The organism is Pseudoxanthomonas sp. LARHCG66, assembly GCF_052871755.1.
This window is the reverse complement of record NZ_JBIXJW010000004.1, coordinates 215132-231251: the sequence shown is the minus strand read 5'-3', so window position 1 is coordinate 231251 and position 16120 is coordinate 215132. Positions and strand designations below refer to the sequence as shown.

Sequence of the window (16120 nt, the reverse complement as noted above, 5' to 3'; positions counted from 1 at the left end):
CCACGCGGCGACCTTCACCACAACGCATCCAGGCGTGGAATGATGCAGGCCAACCCCGGTGGGCCGTGCCATGCGTTGGTAGTCGGGCCGGTACCGCCGGCCACTGCCCCGCTGCCCTGGAGTCTCCATGCGCCTGCACAGGATGTACTGCGTCGTTCCGCTGTTGGCCTTCTCGATCCTCGTTGTCGCCTGCAGCAAGCGGGAAATGGCCGAGGCCGATGCCACTGCCGCCGCCGAATCGAGCGCCGACGCCGGTGCGGCACCGGTGATGGCCGAAGCGGCCCCGGATGATCTCGCTGGCGCTGGGGCACCGCAGAAAAGCGTGGATGCGTCTGCCCTGCAGGGGCCTGGCGTCGACCCTTCGCAGATGGCCTCGGATGTGTCTACCCAGGTCGATCCGCGGCGCCGCTTCATCCGCACCGCCCAGGCGCAGTTCCAGGTGGCGGATGTCTACCGCACCGCGCTGGCGATCGAGGATGAGGTTGCCGCGCAGGGCGGATTCGTCGCCGACAACGAGATCACCTCGCAGGTGCAGCGCGTGCTGAGCCGGCCACTGGGACAGGGCAAGCGACTGGAACTGACCGAATACACCTTGCAGGGCGAGCTGACGGTGCGCGTGCCGAGCGAACGCACGCAGGCATTCCTGCGTGCCGTCGCTGCGCAGATGGAATTCCTGGACCAGCGCAGTTTCTCGGCCCGCGATGCGCAGTTCGATCTGCTGCGCCAGCAGCTGGCACGCCAGCGCGCGCAGGACGAACAGCAGGAGCTGGGCGACGCCGTGCAGGCGGGCGGCAAGCTGGGCGACAAGACCGATGCCATCCAGTCACGGGGCGCGGCGCGCGCCAGCCGCGACGAGGCATTGATCGCACAGAAAGAGTTCGAAGACCGCGTCGCCTTCAGCACGATCACGCTGTCGCTGCGCCAGGATGCGCAGGTCCGGAAGGCCGAGCGCGTCGACGTGGACGCGGTATTTCGCGACAACGGACCGGGCTTCTTCAGCCGGCTGGGCGATGCGCTCGCGGTCGGTTGGCGCGGGGGGCTGGAGGTCGTGGTCGCCCTGGCGGCACTGTGGCCGTTGTGGCTCTGCGTGTTGGCGCTGTGGCTGGGCTGGCGGCGCTGGCGCCGGAAGCCGGCGGCTGGCTGACCGGACGCCGCGCGCTCAGTCCCTGAGTCGCGGCAACCCGTGCGCGTCGCGTTCTTCCACGACGGCCTCATCGTGGATCTTCTGTTTCAAGTCGCGCCCCGGCAATTCGACGGTGGCGCCGCCATGCGCGGCTTTCAGCGCATTGCTGTAGCACTGCTGCGCCATCGCGGCGTCGCCTGCCGCGCCGAAGCCGTCGCCCAGCTCTTCCCACGCCTCGGCACCCGCGCCCTGCGCGATCGCGCGGTGCAGGAATTCCTGTGCCTGCGTCCACTGCCCCTGCAGGCGCGAAAGTCGACCCAGGGCAAGCAGCAGCGAAGGGCTGGCAGGATGGGCCGCCAGCCAGTGCTGCGCGCTGGCACGGCGGGAATCGAGCTTTCCGACGGGCAGGCGCCCGTACAGCGCGGCGAGCGATTCGTCCCAGCGCGCTTCCAGCGCCTGCTCGATGCTGCGGGTGGCGGCGTCTTCCCAGCGCAGCGCGGCGGCGCGCTCGGCATAGGCCGCAACGACGGCTGGCTGTAGCCGCAACGGCTTGGTGAGCGTTTCCCAGCGTTCGGCCAATACGTTCGGATCGGCGGCTTCGATCAGCGACTGCGAGGCCAGGCGGATCTCCAGCGCATCGAACGCCGCAGGCGCCAGCGCCTGGTTCTGCTTCAGCGCGCCGAGCAGGCCATAGGCGTCGCCCGCGCGCGCGGTGGCGGCCAACGCCTGCGTGCGCAACACCAGGCCACGTGGTGGCAGCGGTTGCACATCGACGGCATCGAGCGTGGTGAGCGCGTCGTCCGGCCGCCCGGTGTCCAGTGCGATCTGTGCCGATGCCAATGCATGCGCGGTGGCGGAGCGCTCCCGCAGCGCGGCGAGATGGCGCTGCACGGCGGCTTCGTCACCACGCTCCCGCGCCGCCTGCACGACGGCGGTGCGTGCGACCGGGCCGACCTCGGCATCCTCCGCGGCGCGCTCCAGCAGTTTCTCGGCCTTCTGCCACTGCCCGGCGTGAAGTGCGTCCAGACCCTCGATGAGGCGCGCGCGCGCCTGCTTGCGGCGATGGCGACCCCAGGCGCGGAACGGCAGCGAGATCAGCCGCCATGCCAGCCACGCCACCGTACCGATCAGCATCAACGAGAGCAGCGCACGCGGCACGTTCGTGTGCAGGTCGTAGCCGCCGAAGCGGATGAACACCTCGCCCAGGTCGCGATCGGTGCCCGCCATCCATTGCGCCGCCAGCACGCCGGCCAGGACCAGCAACAGCAGCAACATCACGGTGCGGAACGGCTTCATGGCGTCACCTCCGGCGTGTTCGCGGGCGCGGTCGGCACATACGTGTGCACGCCCGCGTTGCGCATTGCCCGCAACTGCTGCAGCGTGCTGCCCAGCACGGCCGGGCGCGAGGGTGCGGGCGCCTGCTGCAATGTGCGCAGCTGCACCTGAACCTGCCGTCGTTGCGGTGAATCGGGCCACAACCGTGGCAGCCATGTGGCGATGCGTGCGAGGGCGGCGCGCTGGCCGGCAACGTCCCCGCGTTCCAGCGCAGCCCGCGCAAGACTGATCTCGATCTGCAGTGCCGCGTCCGCGGTGGTGCGATCGTCGGGTGCCACCAGCGTGGTATCGCGCGTGGGCCGCACGTCGACCAAGGGAGCGAGCATGCGCTGCCACGCCGGACGAGCCTGCGCATCCACCAACCTGTCGCGCGGGAGGCCCGCGAGCGCATCGGCCAGGGCGCCCAGTTGCGCGAGCGACTCCGCCTGCGTTCCAGCGCCCAGCGCATCCATCGCAGCGCGCTCCTGCGCCAGCGTCTGCTTGAGGTTCAGCAGGCGGTGGTCGTCCATCCCGTCCAGGGTGCCGGCGGCAAGCGCATAAGCGCGTCGCGCGCCGTCCAGGTCGCGCGCGATGTCCAGTCGCTGCGCCGCCTGCGAAAGCAGGAGTTCCACTTCGTCCAGCCGCAGCGCCTGCGCACCGTGTCGATTCGGGTCGGTCAGTTTGGCAACGCTTTCCTCCAGCAAGGCGCCGCGCTGGCCCAGGCCGATCACTTCGTCACGCAGCACGCGGTTGGTGGTCGCGGCATCGAGCAGGCGCTGCGCCTGCGCGCGCTGATCGCGCCGCAAGCCGTCCGTGCGTGCTTCCAGGGCCTCGATGCGTTGCATGGCCGCGGACTGCGCGGTCAGCTCGTCGGCATTGCGCGCCTGCCACCACGACCAGCCACGCCATGCGCCGATGCCCATGACCAGCACCACCAGCGACACGGCGATGAGGCGGCGGGCACCACCGGGATGGCGGGGAGGGGATGGTTCGTCGTTCACACAAGCATCCTTGTCGGCGGTCGAAAACGTGATGGACGCCGCAGATGCTACCGGATGCCGGGAAGCATGGCCGAGCGGGCCGTCATGACCATCTGCGCCGGGCGCGGACCAGCCGCCTGAAGGACGCGCGTGAACCCGGCATCGCGCGCAGCATCGGCCAGGCGCGCACTCGCGGCGACCACGGTGGTGCCCCGCAGGCGTGCCAGCAACGCATCCGGCAGTTGTGCGAGGAGTTGCTCCAGGGCACCCCCGCTGCTCACCAGCAGGCAGGCGGGTGCGTGCAGGCCGGCGAGTGCCGCGAGTGCGCGGGGTGTCAGCGCGACGGGTTCACGCCGATAGACCTCGGCGCGATGCAGGCGGGCGCCGCGGGATTCCAGCGTGGGTATCAGCAGGTTGCGGCCATCGGGAGCGGTGACGAAGCCGACATCCGTCCCGCGCACGTCGGTCAGCGCCGGCAGCGCGAGCAGGCCTTCGCTATCCATGCGCGCAGGGAATGACACGTGCCCGATGCCGGCGCGGCGCAGCGCCGCCGCGGTACCGGATCCCACCGCCAGCCATGACTGCCCGGATTGCGCTTCCAGAGGCTGCAGGGCGTGCGCCGCCGAAACCGCGGCGGGGCTGGTGAACACGACGGTCGTGCAGGCGAGGGCGTCACGCAGATCAGCACGCGTGGCGCTGTCGTCGCATCGCTGGATGCGCCAGGGCGACAGGGCCAGCAAGCCGGCACCGTGGCGTCGCGCGGCACGGCGCAGCGCATCGTGGCCGCCCTGGGGCCGCAGCGAGATGACGTACCATGCCGGCGGCGTTGGGTGTCCCATGCGCGGATTATGAGTGATGAGTGCGGAAGAAGCCTTGCGGGAACTGCGTGAGTACTATCGTGGCATGCCGCCCGTGGCGGCGATGGGCGTGGAAGTCGATGGCTTCCAGGAGGGGACATTGCGCCTGACCGCCCCGCTTTCCGCCAACGTCAACGACAAAGGCAACGCCTTCGGCGGCAGCCTGACCTCGCTGATGACCGTGGCCGGCTGGGGACTGGTGACGCTGAAACTCCGTCTGGCGGGCCTGAAGGCCGAGGTCTACGTGGCCGACAGCCAGATCCGCTACCTCGCGCCGCTGTATGCCGACCTGGTGGCGGACGCCACCTTCGGCGAAGGACAGTCCTGGGAGGCCTTCGTGGATACGCTGGTGCAGCGTGGCCGCGCGCGTATCCAGGTCGAAGCCAGGGTTCTGCTGCCTGAAGGCGGCAGCGCCACCACGCTGGCGGGGCGGTTCGTCGCCATCGCAAAGCGGTAGCATGCCGGCATGACCGAGGGGGTGCCATGCGCGTGATCCGGAAGATGCTGTTGGCTGCGGGGCTGCTGATGCTGGTGCTGGCACCCGCTGCCGCGCAGAGCCGCCTGCAGCGCGGCAAGCTGCAGCAGTTGCAGGATATGTACGCGGCGTCGATCCGCTGGGGGGATTTCGAAAACGCCTGGCAGGCCGTCGATCCCGCCTACAAGCTCGAGCACCCGATGACCGAACTGGAGTTCGAACGCTACCAGCAGGTCCAGATCTCCGGGTACCGCGACGTATCGACCAGTGCCGGCCCGGACGGGACGGTGGAGCGTGCGGTCGAACTGCGCGTGATCAACAAGCACACCATGGCCGAGCGGACCCTGCGTTACCGCGAACGGTGGCGCTGGGATCCGGAAATGAAGCGCTGGTGGCTGGTGGTGGGTCTGCCGGACCTGTGGGACGGGGAGTAGCCGTCCGCCGCCCCGGCGACGTCCTGTGCGACAATCGCCGCCCGCTCCACTGCCTCCAAATCCCGTGAATTTCGAAGAAATCCTGGCCTTTGCCACCGGTTCGCCCTGGAACCAGATGCTGTCACTGGCCCTGGTCGGCCTGACGGTCGCGATCATCTACACCGAGATCGCACGCCTGTTCCGCGGCTACACGGCGCTGCGCCCGGCCGAGCTGACCCATCTGGTCAACAGCGAGAACGCGCTGGTGGTCGACCTGTCGGCGAGCAACGACTTCGAGAAGGGCCACATCGCGGGCAGCCGCAACGTGCTGCCCAGCAGCTTCGACCCCGAAAGCAAGTTGCTGGCCGGTTCCAAGGCCCTGCCGGTTGTGCTGGTCTGCCGCACCGGGCAGGCCTCGGCGGGCGCCGCCAAGCGCCTGAAGAAAGCGGGTTTCGAGAAGGTCTATGCGCTGGAAGGCGGCATCGCCGCCTGGCAGCAGGCCGACCTGCCGCTGGTCAAGGGCCGCTGAGTCCGTTTTGGCCGCGGTCCCGCCCTTGAACAGGGCGCCGCGTGCCGCCATGACATAATTTCCATTCACCGCAGCAATCCAGATTCCGGAGTCAAGAAATGTCCGACGAGACCACCAACGGCGCGGTCGCGCCTGCCGCCGAAGCCGCTGGCCCCGCTTTCACTGTCGAAAAGATCTACGTCAAGGACGTTTCCTTCGAGGTCCCCGGCGCCCCGGCGGTGTTCGCCGAGAACGTACAGCCGGAGCTGCAGCTCAACCTCAACCAGCGCGTGCAGCGCCTGGGCGAGAACGCATTCGAAGTCGTGCTCGGCGTAACCCTGAGCTGCAAGGCCGGCGACAAGACGGCGTATGTGGCGGAAGTGCAGCAGGCGGGCATCTTCGGCCTGATCGGCCTGGAGCCGCAGGCTGTCGACGTCCTGCTCGGCACGCAGTGCCCGAACATCCTGTTCCCGTACGTGCGCCAGCTGGTCAGCGACCTGGTGCAGGCCGGCGGCTTCCCGCCGTTCTTCCTGCAGCCGATCAACTTCGAAGCCCTGTACGCCGAATCGCTGCGCCAGCGCGCCGCGCAGGGCGGGGCCGAAGGCCAGCTGGCCAATTCGGAACCTGTCGGCAACGCCTGATTGGCCGTGCAACCGTCGGATACCGCGACGCAGAACGCAGGGGGACGGATGGCCGAACCAGTGCCGGACAATCCACTGAAGATCGCCGTCCTCGGTGCCGGTTCCTGGGGCACCGCGCTGGCGGCCCTGATGGCCCGGCACGGACACGCGGTCACCCTGTGGGGCCGCGATCCCGTGGTCTCCGCCGCCATCGACCAGCAGCACGAGAACTCCCGCTACCTGCCGGGTATTCCGCTGCCGGAAAACCTGCGCGCCACCACCGACCTGGCCGCATCGCTCGCCGATGCGGACCAGGTGCTGATCGTGGTGCCGTCGCACGCCTTCACCGAGACACTGAAACTGGTCGCCCCGCTGCGCCCGGCGCGTGCCGGCGTGGCGTGGGCCACCAAGGGTTTCGAAACCGGCTCGGGCCGCTTCCTGCATGAAGTGGCCGAGGACATCCTGGGCCCGGACGTGCCCTTGGCCGTGGTCACGGGCCCGTCATTCGCCAAGGAAGTCGCACTGGGCCTGCCCACGGCGGTGACGGTGCACGGTGCCGACGCCGCGTTCGCCCAGGCCGTGGCGGATGTCATGCACGGTCCGGCGTTCCGCGCCTATACCGGCGATGACATGGTCGGCGCCGAGCTTGGTGGCGCTATGAAGAACGTGCTGGCGGTCGCCACCGGCGTAGCCGATGGCATGCAACTGGGCCTCAATGCGCGTGCAGGCCTCATCACCCGTGGCCTGAACGAAATGCTGCGCCTTTCCGCAGCGATCGGTGCCAAGCCGGAAACCCTCATGGGCCTTGCCGGCCTGGGCGACCTGGTGCTGACCTGCACCGGCGACCTGTCGCGCAACCGCCGGCTTGGCCTCGCTTTGGGTCGTGGTCAGTCGTTGCAGGACGCGGTACGCGAGATTGGCCAGGTGGTGGAATCGGTGCAGACCGCCGACGAGGTTATGCGCCAGGCTGATCGCCATGGCATCGACCTGCCGATCTCCAGCGCGGTGCGTGCCGTGCTGCATGGCGATCTCACGCCCGCGGCCGGCCTGCAGCACCTGTTGTCGCGCGAACAGAAGCCGGAGTATCCGGAAACACTGTTCAAGTAATCCGACGCGGCGTATCGAATCAGCCCGGCCCTTGTGGCCGGGCTTTTTCTTTGACGCATGAAAAAGCCCGGCCACAAGGGCCGGGCTGGGTGCGACGCGGGGAGAGAGGGACGCGTCGCGGGGAACGCTGTTGCGGGTTACCAGGTGAAACGCGGACCGACGAACCACTGGGTGTCGTTGTCGGCGAACTTCACATCGCCACTCAGGCCCCAGTTCTGGTTGAACTTCACCTGCGCGCCGAGGCGACCGTAGAAATCACCGTCGAAGTCGCTGCCGTCTTCGTAACCGACGGTCGCATAGCCCTCGAACTTCGGCGCGATGGCACCGCGCACGCCGACTTCGGCGCTGTAGCCGTTGAAGTCGTCGACCGGAGTTTCATAGCGCTCGTAGGCCACGCGGGTAATCAGGTCGGCACGCTGGCTGATCTCGTGGTTGTAGCCCAGGCCCAGGCGCCAGTTGTCGATATCGAAATTGGTGTTGTCGATTTCCTGCGTGGTGTAGTCGCCGAAGATGCTGAAGTTCGGCGCGATCGCGACGGAACCCTTCACGCCCCAGCCATCGGCATCGGGCAGGCCATCGCTCAGGTTGGAGGCGACATAACCGCCCTCCACATAGTTGTAGGACACACCTTCGGCAGCCGACGCAGCGAAAGGAGCGGCAGCCAGCAGGGTCAGGGCAAGCAAGGACTTCTTCATGGGAACGCCTTTTTATTTTGTTGTTGTGTATCCGTCGCCTCGGGGAAGCGACGGTGGCCGAAGTATCCGCTCCAGCTCACAACAAGCCCTGAATATAAAACTTAGCAGTACATAAATTGAGCGGTCGCGCGGGGAACTTTTGCCGGTTGTATTTCACGCCTTGATTGATGTGGACCTGGGTTTGTCCTCTTCCGGCAAAGGGCAACGAATTGAACTGGCAAGCGGAAGGATTTCGCAGCGCGTGCAGGCGCGCAGGCTTTTCTCGGAGCGGCAGGAGCTACGCGATGATGGAAGACCACGGCGGTGGGGTGGTGCAGGAACACGGATGCGGGGACATGGACGCGCCCGCCGTTCTACTGGATGAAATGCGATGGAATGCGATCGTCGCGACATTGCCGCCACTTGTGCGCGCAAGGGCACTGAATGGAGTGGGCACCCGGAGCTTTCTCGAAGGAGTGCTCTGGGTCGCCGTCACGCAGCAGCCCTGGGGCCGGTTGCCCAGGGCATGCGGCCCCTGGCATAGCGTCTACGTCCGCTTCACGCGATGGACCCACGAAGGCATCTGGGATGTGGTGATCGCATCCCTGGAATCCCATCCAGACGTCGCCGATGCCCTGCGCCGGCTTGTCAGCGCCTACCGGAACTCGAACCATCCCGCGTCAAGCGCGCGGCGTGCCGAGCAGCGGCCTCAGCCGCTCTGAGCAGCGTGGCTGCAGGTCCGTAGGCGCTCGAGGCATCCTGCCTTGTCATCCGTGGTGCCGATGGAGCATCTTGTGCCTGGATGCAGTTCGCCGCCTCAGTTGGCGACGTCATCCGCATCGCGCGCGTCGGGAGACTGGCGTGCGACGATGCTGGTCGCGGTGAGGTCTCCGGTGACATTGCCGGTGGTCGCGAAGACGTCCGGAATGGTATCCACAGCAAGCAGCAGGCCCAGCGGCTCGATCGGCAGCCCCATCGATTGCGTCACCGGCATCACCGTTGCCATGAAGCTGACCTGCCCGGGCAGGCCGATCGAGCCGAGGCTGATCACCACCGCCAGTGCGGCGCCGGCTGCCAGCGTTACCGCATTCACGTCGATACCGTATGCCCACGCGACGAAGCATGCAGCGACGATGTACTGGATCGGGCTGGTGATCCGGAACAGCGTCACCGCCATCGGCAATACCAGCGCTGCCACCGCGCGCGGATGCCCCAGACGGAAGCGTGCGCTTTCCACCATCGCCGGCAGCGAAGCCAGGGATGACTGCGTGCTGGCGGCCACCACCTGGGCCGGCAGGATCGCCTTGGCGAATGCGAGCGGCGACTGGCGTGCGAAGGCCGCAATCAGGACGTAGCAGATCAGCGTGGCGCCGAGATACATGCCGCATTGCAGGCCTATGTACCCGGCCAGCGCGCCGATCACGCCGATGCCCGCCTGCGCGCACACGGCCAGCACCAGCGCGAAGACGCCTATCGGTGCCGCGAGCAGCATCCAGCGCACGATCACGATCATGGTGTCTGCGATGCCATGGCAGAACGCGATGATCTGCACGCGTCGATCTTCCTGCACGCGGGTCAATGCAAACCCGAAGAACAGCGCGAACACCACCACCGGCAGCATCGCGCCCTGCGCCGCCGCCATGATGGCGTTGCTGGGCACCACCGATCCGATCCAGTCCGCGAGCCCGGGTGTTGCCATCTCGCCAGCTGCGGGCAATGTGCCGCGCAAGGTGGCTGTGAGGCCGGCACTCGGCGGCACCAGTGACAGCACGAGCGGTGCGACGATCGCGGCATAGGCGGCGAACAGGGAAAGCAGGCTGATGAAGACCACCATCGCGCGTCGTGCGACGCGGCCGGAGGCCGCCGCATCGCTGGCGGTGGCGACGCCCAGGATCACCAGCGACAGCACCAGCGGCACCACGGTCATCTGCAGACCGCTGAGCCAGAGCTTGCCGATCGGCTGCGCGATCGCGACTGCGTTGCCCGCGCTGTCCGGCAGCCAGTGCGCCAGGGACAGGCCGGCAACGGCACCGGCGCCCAATCCGAGCAGTACGCGCGCCGTGGCGCCGGGCCACCTCATCGCGTCGCCTCCGGTAGCCGCCAGTCATGCGCCAGGCGCGCGTATTCCTCGCGCGGCAGCAACACGAACACCGGCCGTGCGTCCGGCCGCAGCCAGGCCAGCAAGCTGTCCATCGTCCCGGATGCCATGGCGGTGCAGCCCGCCGTCGCTTCGCCGGGGGTGCGCCACAGGTGCGCGAAGATGCAGCTGCCGCCACGCGGTGTCGCGTTGGGGTTGTGGCCGATCACCAGGCCGTTGCGGTAACGCGGGTCGCCGTTGTTGTGCAGGTCCAGCCGCATGGGTTCTGTCGATCCCTTCGCGGCCGCTTCGCCCTGCTCGCGGGTATCGATGATGCGGTTGTAGAGCGGTGAGTCCGGCACGTCGATGCAGTAGCTGGTCGCATGCATCGGACGATACGGCATGGCCGTGCCTGCCTTGGATTCGTAGCCGAATGCCTCGCCCAGAGTGAAGATACCGGCGGGCGCGCGTCCATCCCCTTCCTGCTTCACCGGCCCCTGCGGTTGCGCCGGGTGCAGCCCGTCGCCCCATGCCGAGCCATTGCGTCCCACCGTGATGGGCGCGGCGGAAGCCTCGGATTGCCAGCGCCCGTCCCTGAATTCGAACCGCTGCAGCGTGCCGCTGGTGGCATCCCAGCCATCGGTCAGGACCAGCACCATCTGGCGTGCATCGCGCCAGGGTAGCGAAGTGGACGCCTGCGTGCCTGCGGCGGATGCGCTGCCGCCGTACGCGAGCATGAGGGCTGCGAAGGCGAGCGAGCGGAACGAGTGGCGCATGGACGGCAGTGCGGGCATCACGACTCCAGCAGATGATGGATGCGTTCGAGATTGATGGCGAGCTGCCGGTTCCGGTCCGGATTGGTCTGGCACAGCAGCACGAAGACGAAATCCAGCAGCGACTGCAGCGAAGAACGGTACAGCAGTTGTTCCACGTGCGGCGCAGGGTCATGCGCGGAAATCACCAGCGCGGCATCGGCATGCGCGCGCAAGGGATTGGCGGTATGCCGCGTGATCGAGATGACCTTGCCTTCGCATGCCTGGAATTGCCGGCTGACCTGGGACAGCTCGGGCAACTTGCCGAATTCGGAGAACATCAGCAGCACGTCGCCGGGCCGCGTTGCCGACAGGTTGGCCATCATCAGGATCGGATCGGTATGGTGCACGGTCAGTACGCCGAGCAGTGACAGCCGCATCGCGAACTCGCGCGCGAACAGGCCGTCGTCACCCAGGCCGCAGACGAACACCTTGTCCGCCCGGTCGATCAGTTCGACGATCGGCTCGATGTGCGAGCGCGGGTTGAGGCTGCGGGTTTCTTCCTCGGCCGAGGCCTTGCTGCGCCGCAGCCCATCCTGCAGTCGCTGGTAGGCGTCGCCCGCCTCGTCACCTGCGGACGCCGGGGGTTGCGCCTGCCCGTTGCCGTTGCGCGCGACCGCCTCGCCGATGGTGTACTTCAGGTCGGGATAGCCCTTGAAGCCGAATTTCTGCGCGAACTTGACCACGCTCGACTGGCTGACGCCCAGCGCGCTGGCCAGCTGCTGCGAGGAGTAGTCGCGCAGCAGGTGCGCGTTGTCGAGGATGAAGTCGGCGATGCGGCGCTCGATGGCCGACATCTGGTCGCGTTCGGAGCGGATCTTCACCAGGGGCGTTGTCATGGCGTGAGTGTGATGGCGGTGGGCGGTGCTGACAACGGGCCTTCGCCACCGGGCTCAGCCCGGCAGCATCTCGAGGCCGCGGATCTCGCGGATGCCCAGGCCGGGCGCGTCGGTGATCGTGATCTCGGATTCGTTGAAGATCACCCCGCCCTCGACCGGGTTGAACTGGCCCAGCGACGGACCGTCAAGGTCCACCTTGGTGATCACGTTGGCCTTCGCGGCGGCCACGTGGACGGCGGCCGCCACGCTGATGCTGGTCTCGATCATGCAGCCGATCATGCATTCCACGCCATACAGCGATGCGATGTCGGCGATCCGGATGGCGTTGGAAATGCCGCCGGTTTTCATCAGCTTGATGTTGATGATGTCGGCGGCGCGCATCTTGATCAGGTCGATGACTTCGGTGGGCCCGAACACGCTCTCGTCGGCCATCACCGGGGTGTGCACGCGGTCTGTGACGTACTTCAGTCCCTCGAGATCGCGCGCCTTGACCGGCTGTTCCAGCAGTTCGAGCACTACGCCTGCATCTTCCAGGTGCTGCATGGCGAAGACCGCCTGCTTGGCGGTCCAGCCCTGGTTGGCGTCCAACCGCAGCAGTGCGCGGCCTTCGACGGCGGAATAGATGGCCTTCACCCGTTCGATATCCAGGCCGATGTCCTTGCCCACCTTGATCTTCAACGACTCGAAGCCACGCTCCACCGCACTGATGGAATCGGCCACCATCTTGTCGATGTAGTCCACGCTGATGGTGATGTCGGTGGTGATGACCGGGTCGCCACCACCGAGCATCTTGTAGAGCGGGGCGTCGTACAACTGGGCCCAGAGGTCGTAGACCGCGATCTCCACCGCGGCCTTCGCGCTGGTGTTGCGCTCCAGTGACGTCTGGATGAGGTCGGTGATCCGGTTGAGGTGGGCGATTTCCTGCCCGATCAGGCGCGGCCGGATGAACTTGCCGATGGCTTCGATGATGGAGCCATGCGTATCGCCGGTGATCACGGCGGTGGCCGGTGCCTCGCCATAGCCGATGTGCCCGGTATCGGTGTGCACGATCACCACGATGTCCTCTACCGTGTCGACGGTGCGCAGGGCGGTCTTGAACGGGGTCTTCAACGGCACGCGCAGCATGCCGAACTTGATGTCGGTGATCTTCATGGAGCCCCTTGGGCACGGATTCTCTGGATGGCGGTGATGCGGTCCACGGTGGGCTGCTCGCTGTTGAACATCAGCGGCTCCAGCGGGGTGACGGCCACCGAATTGAGCCGGGTGCGCACGGTCTTCCCATCCGCGCCACGATAGGTGATGCCGGTGGTGTCGTGAATGGTGTAGGTGGTGCCATTGTCGTGGCCGATCACCATCATCACGTGGCCGGGGATATAGACAAGATCGCCTACCTGCAGCGTACGCAGCACGGCGAGGCGCTTCTCGTGGCTGTCGGAAGCCTCGAAGCCTACCCGCTCGAGAGCGGGACTGACGGCCTGCGCGCTGGTGTTGCGCGGCAGGGTGATGCCCATGCTGCGGTAGACCTCGGAGACGAAGCCGCTGCAGTCGCGGGTGTTGTAGCTGTGGCCCCAGCCGTAACGCTCGCCAAGGAACTTGAAGCTCTGTTGCAGCAGGTTGGCCTGCGTCAGCGGCAGGTAGTCCGGTGCCACGTCCGCCGTGCGCGGCAGCAGAGCGGGCAGCAGCGCCAGCGCGCCGTCGGCGCGCCGCACAGGCAGCTGGATGACATGCGAGGTGTAGGGGTGCTGCCCGTTCACCGGCGTGTCGGCCGGCCAATCCGCAAGCAGCGGGACGCGCACGCCCATGTCCAGTTGCAGTTCGGACAGGCCGGCCTCCTCCGGGTTGTGGACGGTGCGCGCTGTCGCGCCCGTCACCACCAGTGAAGGTGTGCCGCGTCCATAGCCGAACACCACCCCTCTATCGCCCTCGGCGACGTACTGCTTTTCGATCCATGCCGCGTAGAGCGGGCTGACCACGAAGTACCAGTCGCCGTCAGCGCTGGTATGCGCGATGACGACGGGGGTACCGGGAAACAGGGCGCTTTCCTGAAAGCGGTCGATATCCGTGTCGCCCTGGCTGCTGAACACACGCTCGCGGCTCGGGAACGTGCGCAGGTCGGCACGGTGCACGACCAGGCCGTAACGTGCCGGGGCACGCTCAGCGACGGCATCCACGGCCGCATTGGCGGCGATCGCGGCCAACTGCGTCTTCGTCACCTCGCGACCCCGTGCGTCGTACAGGGTACGGGTGGGCGGTGCCGAGAGCGGCAGCAGCCATGCCCGCACCTCGGCGCGGGTCAATTCCGCCGGCAGTGCTTCCAGTGCATGGACGTGACGGTCGGTCTGCTGCATGCGCTGGTTCTGCGCGGCCACGCCGGCACGATCGAGCAGTGCGCGCTGCGGGTGCGCCAGCTTGCCCGTCCAATAGCCGGCTTGCAGGTGGTGGTCCTCCACGCCGATCACCGCATGCTGCGGTAGCGGCAATGACGCGCGTGCCAGCGCGGGCGGCGTGGCGCACAGCAGCGCCGTCAGGGCGAAGCAGTGCAGCCACCGGCGATGGGGGGCGTGCCCCGGAGTGTCCCGTCCCACCGTGGGCCGGTAAGGCGTCGATGCGTTCATCCGCTCCCCTTGGTCAGGCCTGGTCCGCCGGACATACATGACGCCATGCCGGGGGTAGGTTCTGCAAGAATATTTATTTCTTCCGAGATAAAAATCAAGAATAAATTATTGACCCATGCATTAATGCCGTGTTACACAGCCGTGACCAGTCGACGTGGGGATGTACGACGTGGATGCCAGCAAGCGCCAGCACACGGTTGCAGCACGCGGCAGGCGCCCCCGGCGCCGGCTGTCGGCGTGGCTGTGCCTGTGCGGGTGGCCGATGGTACTCCTCGCTCCCCCGGCTGCATGGGCGGGAGACCCGCTGGTGGAGATCGTCGCCGGCGTGGACCAGGGGCGCTTCCGCGACGCCGACGCTGCCATCACCCGAGCGCTGGCGGCGGGCCCCACCGACGACGCCGGGCGCCAGGCGCTGCTGTTCCAGCGCGAACGCATGCGCCGGATCCGCCTGGACTTCACGCTCGACGCAGACGCCGTCCGTCGCCGGATCCGTGCGCAGGTACCGGACCTGCGCGAGGACGAATTCCAGCGCTGGGATCGTGCCGGCCTTATCGAGCGGCTGGATATCGATGGCGAGCCGCGCTATTTCAGCCGCTCCGTCTCGAACCTGTTCCGGCTCAGCCCGGAGGCGGCCGCGCGCCGGGCGCCACCGGTCAAGCCGTTCACCGAGGGCCCGTTCGAATCCCTGCATCCCCACCACCATGAAGTGGTGCGTGCGGCTGCGGCCTCGCGATCGAGCAGCGTGGCGCCGCGCCGCATCCGCGTAACCCAGTCGCTGACGGTGAAGCCGGGTGCGGTGCCGGCGGGAGAGAGGGTGCGCGCGTGGATCCCTTACCCGAGAGCGATCCCCGGCCAGCAGGAAGGCATTCGCCTGCTGGGCAGTCTGCCGGCGGGTGCGCAGGTCGCGCCGGAGTCCGCGCTGCAGCGGACGGCCTATCTTGAGCAGCCCGCCTTGGCCGAAGCGCCGACGACGTTCTCGGTGACCTACGAGATGACCGTCCATGCGCGCCATTTCCCCATTGATCCCGACAAAGTGGTGCCTGCGGACATCACGCCGGCATTGGCGCCGTTCGTGACCGAACGCGCACCGCATGTGGTCTTCAGCGAGGACCTGCGCCGCTTCAGCGCCAGCGTCGTTGGCGACGAGACCCATCCCTATCGCATCGCGCAGAAGCTGTTTGCCGCCGTGGATCGCATTCCGTGGGCAGGTGCGCGCGAGTACTCGACCATCAGCAACATCAGCGACTCCGCGCTCCGCGCCGGGCACGCCGATTGCGGGCAGCAGACCCTGTTGCTGATCACCCTGCTGCGCATGAACGGTATTCCCGCGCGCTGGCAGTCCGGCTGGGTGTACTCGGACGATGCTGTCGGCTACGACAACATGCACGACTGGGGCTGGGTGTACCTGGCGCCCTACGGCTGGGTGCCGATGGACGTGACCACCGGCCAGCTGCAGTCGGACGATCCCGCGCTGCGCTGGTTCTACTTGGGTGGGCTGGACGCCTATCGCATCGCGTTCAACGACGACTATTCGCGCGAGTTCGTTCCCGCCAAGCAGCACGTGCGTTCGGAGACGGTGGACCTCCAGCGCGGCGAAGCGGAGTGGCAGGGCGGGAACCTCTACTTCGATCAATGGGATTACCGGTTCGAATGGACCGTGTTGCCGCAGGACCGGCACGACTGACCACGACAGACTGTTCAACCAA

At 67.4% G+C, this 16120-nt stretch carries 17 protein-coding genes; 8 read left to right on the top strand and 9 right to left on the bottom strand.

All coding sequences use genetic code 11. From position 1 onward, the window contains the following. The first annotated feature begins 127 nt into the window (after nt 1-127). A complete protein-coding gene (locus ACIPRS_RS13820) occupies nt 128-1144 on the top strand; it encodes a DUF4349 domain-containing protein (RefSeq protein WP_446538935.1) in 1017 nt (338 codons plus the stop codon). 15 nt (nt 1145-1159) lie between these two features. Here ACIPRS_RS13820 and ACIPRS_RS13815 read toward each other — a convergent pair whose 3' ends face one another. Genes ACIPRS_RS13815 through ACIPRS_RS13805 form a run of 3 tightly spaced genes read right to left on the bottom strand, consistent with a single transcriptional unit; the run spans nt 1160 to nt 4256 of the window. After that, nucleotides 1160-2419, bottom strand: coding sequence for a heme biosynthesis HemY N-terminal domain-containing protein (locus ACIPRS_RS13815; RefSeq protein WP_446538934.1), 1260 nt, complete (start codon nt 2417-2419; stop codon nt 1160-1162). After that, nucleotides 2416-3438, bottom strand: coding sequence for a uroporphyrinogen-III C-methyltransferase (locus ACIPRS_RS13810; protein WP_446538933.1), 1023 nt, complete (start codon nt 3436-3438; stop codon nt 2416-2418). The genes ACIPRS_RS13815 and ACIPRS_RS13810 overlap by 4 nt, the downstream gene beginning before the upstream one ends. 47 nt (nt 3439-3485) lie before the next feature. Beyond that, the gene (locus tag ACIPRS_RS13805; protein WP_446538932.1) at nt 3486-4256 is read right to left on the bottom strand and encodes a uroporphyrinogen-III synthase; all 771 of its coding nucleotides are present in this window, start codon (nt 4254-4256) and stop codon (nt 3486-3488) included. A gap of 16 nt (nt 4257-4272) precedes the next feature. Between ACIPRS_RS13805 and ACIPRS_RS13800 the strand changes: the two genes are divergently transcribed. The 5 genes from ACIPRS_RS13800 (at nt 4273) to ACIPRS_RS13780 (ending at nt 7397) form a co-directional block, all read left to right on the top strand. Continuing rightward, nucleotides 4273-4731, top strand: a complete 459-nt coding sequence (locus tag ACIPRS_RS13800) for a YiiD C-terminal domain-containing protein (RefSeq protein WP_446538931.1) — start codon at nt 4273-4275, stop codon at nt 4729-4731. Nucleotides 4732-4757: 26 nt separating this feature from the next. Next, nucleotides 4758-5183, top strand: coding sequence for a hypothetical protein (locus ACIPRS_RS13795; RefSeq protein ID WP_192199698.1), 426 nt, complete (start codon nt 4758-4760; stop codon nt 5181-5183). Between the two features lie 64 nt (nt 5184-5247). Next, the gene (locus ACIPRS_RS13790; RefSeq protein WP_337732495.1) at nt 5248-5691 is read left to right on the top strand and encodes a rhodanese-like domain-containing protein; all 444 of its coding nucleotides are present in this window, start codon (nt 5248-5250) and stop codon (nt 5689-5691) included. 98 nt (nt 5692-5789) lie between these two features. Next, nucleotides 5790-6311 (top strand): protein-export chaperone SecB, encoded by a 522-nt coding sequence (secB, locus tag ACIPRS_RS13785; RefSeq protein WP_142122975.1) that lies wholly within the window; start codon nt 5790-5792, stop codon nt 6309-6311. A gap of 48 nt (nt 6312-6359) precedes the next feature. Continuing rightward, the gene (locus ACIPRS_RS13780; RefSeq protein WP_446538930.1) at nt 6360-7397 is read left to right on the top strand and encodes an NAD(P)H-dependent glycerol-3-phosphate dehydrogenase; all 1038 of its coding nucleotides are present in this window, start codon (nt 6360-6362) and stop codon (nt 7395-7397) included. Nucleotides 7398-7534: 137 nt separating this feature from the next. On the opposite strand, the gene ACIPRS_RS13775 is transcribed toward ACIPRS_RS13780, so the two are convergent. Further along, complete coding sequence (locus ACIPRS_RS13775) at nt 7535-8092, bottom strand: OmpO family porin (protein WP_192199701.1); 558 nt, start codon at nt 8090-8092, stop codon at nt 7535-7537. 284 nt (nt 8093-8376) lie between these two features. Between ACIPRS_RS13775 and ACIPRS_RS13770 the strand changes: the two genes are divergently transcribed. Beyond that, complete coding sequence (locus ACIPRS_RS13770; RefSeq protein WP_446538929.1) at nt 8377-8793, top strand: transposase; 417 nt, start codon at nt 8377-8379, stop codon at nt 8791-8793. A gap of 95 nt (nt 8794-8888) precedes the next feature. Here the strand turns inward: ACIPRS_RS13770 and ACIPRS_RS13765 are convergent, their stop codons facing one another. From ACIPRS_RS13765 to ACIPRS_RS13745, 5 genes are read right to left on the bottom strand one after another with little or no spacing between them, the layout of a single operon-like run. Beyond that, the gene (locus ACIPRS_RS13765) at nt 8889-10151 is read right to left on the bottom strand and encodes a dicarboxylate/amino acid:cation symporter (protein WP_446538928.1); all 1263 of its coding nucleotides are present in this window, start codon (nt 10149-10151) and stop codon (nt 8889-8891) included. Continuing rightward, nucleotides 10148-10942 carry a L,D-transpeptidase family protein gene (locus ACIPRS_RS13760; RefSeq protein ID WP_446538927.1) on the bottom strand — a complete coding sequence of 265 codons (795 nt, stop codon included), beginning with the start codon at nt 10940-10942 and terminating at the stop codon, nt 10148-10150. Before ACIPRS_RS13760 ends, ACIPRS_RS13765 begins: the two co-directional genes overlap by 4 nt. Further along, the gene (locus ACIPRS_RS13755; RefSeq protein ID WP_337732490.1) at nt 10942-11799 is read right to left on the bottom strand and encodes a MurR/RpiR family transcriptional regulator; all 858 of its coding nucleotides are present in this window, start codon (nt 11797-11799) and stop codon (nt 10942-10944) included. The genes ACIPRS_RS13760 and ACIPRS_RS13755 overlap by 1 nt, the downstream gene beginning before the upstream one ends. A 54-nt stretch (nt 11800-11853) precedes the next feature. After that, nucleotides 11854-12951 (bottom strand): dipeptide epimerase, encoded by a 1098-nt coding sequence (locus ACIPRS_RS13750; RefSeq protein WP_337732489.1) that lies wholly within the window; start codon nt 12949-12951, stop codon nt 11854-11856. Next, nucleotides 12948-14414, bottom strand: a complete 1467-nt coding sequence (locus ACIPRS_RS13745; RefSeq protein WP_446538926.1) for a C40 family peptidase — start codon at nt 14412-14414, stop codon at nt 12948-12950. Before ACIPRS_RS13745 ends, ACIPRS_RS13750 begins: the two co-directional genes overlap by 4 nt. Nucleotides 14415-14676: 262 nt before the next feature. Between ACIPRS_RS13745 and ACIPRS_RS13740 the strand changes: the two genes are divergently transcribed. Beyond that, a complete protein-coding gene (locus ACIPRS_RS13740) occupies nt 14677-16098 on the top strand; it encodes a transglutaminase-like domain-containing protein (protein ID WP_446539106.1) in 1422 nt (473 codons plus the stop codon). Nucleotides 16099-16120 lie beyond the last annotated feature (22 nt).

What these genes read in the sequence shown, in the direction of transcription:
- ACIPRS_RS13820 (WP_446538935.1), top strand. Translation starts at nt 128, where the DNA reads ATGCGCCTGCACAGGATGTACTGCGTCGTTCCGCTGTTGGCCTTCTCG.
- ACIPRS_RS13745 (WP_446538926.1), bottom strand. Translation starts at nt 14,414, where the DNA reads ATGAACGCATCGACGCCTTACCGGCCCACGGTGGGACGGGACACTCCG.
- ACIPRS_RS13765 (WP_446538928.1), bottom strand. Translation starts at nt 10,151, where the DNA reads ATGAGGTGGCCCGGCGCCACGGCGCGCGTACTGCTCGGATTGGGCGCC.
- ACIPRS_RS13760 (WP_446538927.1), bottom strand. Translation starts at nt 10,942, where the DNA reads ATGCCCGCACTGCCGTCCATGCGCCACTCGTTCCGCTCGCTCGCCTTC.
- ACIPRS_RS13770 (WP_446538929.1), top strand. Translation starts at nt 8,377, where the DNA reads ATGATGGAAGACCACGGCGGTGGGGTGGTGCAGGAACACGGATGCGGG.
- ACIPRS_RS13740 (WP_446539106.1), top strand. Translation starts at nt 14,677, where the DNA reads ATGGTACTCCTCGCTCCCCCGGCTGCATGGGCGGGAGACCCGCTGGTG.
- ACIPRS_RS13750 (WP_337732489.1), bottom strand. Translation starts at nt 12,951, where the DNA reads ATGAAGATCACCGACATCAAGTTCGGCATGCTGCGCGTGCCGTTGAAG.
- ACIPRS_RS13780 (WP_446538930.1), top strand. Translation starts at nt 6,360, where the DNA reads ATGGCCGAACCAGTGCCGGACAATCCACTGAAGATCGCCGTCCTCGGT.
- ACIPRS_RS13755 (WP_337732490.1), bottom strand. Translation starts at nt 11,799, where the DNA reads ATGACAACGCCCCTGGTGAAGATCCGCTCCGAACGCGACCAGATGTCG.
- ACIPRS_RS13775 (WP_192199701.1), bottom strand. Translation starts at nt 8,092, where the DNA reads ATGAAGAAGTCCTTGCTTGCCCTGACCCTGCTGGCTGCCGCTCCTTTC.
- ACIPRS_RS13805 (WP_446538932.1), bottom strand. Translation starts at nt 4,256, where the DNA reads ATGGGACACCCAACGCCGCCGGCATGGTACGTCATCTCGCTGCGGCCC.
- secB (WP_142122975.1), top strand. Translation starts at nt 5,790, where the DNA reads ATGTCCGACGAGACCACCAACGGCGCGGTCGCGCCTGCCGCCGAAGCC.
- ACIPRS_RS13800 (WP_446538931.1), top strand. Translation starts at nt 4,273, where the DNA reads ATGAGTGCGGAAGAAGCCTTGCGGGAACTGCGTGAGTACTATCGTGGC.
- ACIPRS_RS13795 (WP_192199698.1), top strand. Translation starts at nt 4,758, where the DNA reads ATGCGCGTGATCCGGAAGATGCTGTTGGCTGCGGGGCTGCTGATGCTG.
- ACIPRS_RS13815 (WP_446538934.1), bottom strand. Translation starts at nt 2,419, where the DNA reads ATGAAGCCGTTCCGCACCGTGATGTTGCTGCTGTTGCTGGTCCTGGCC.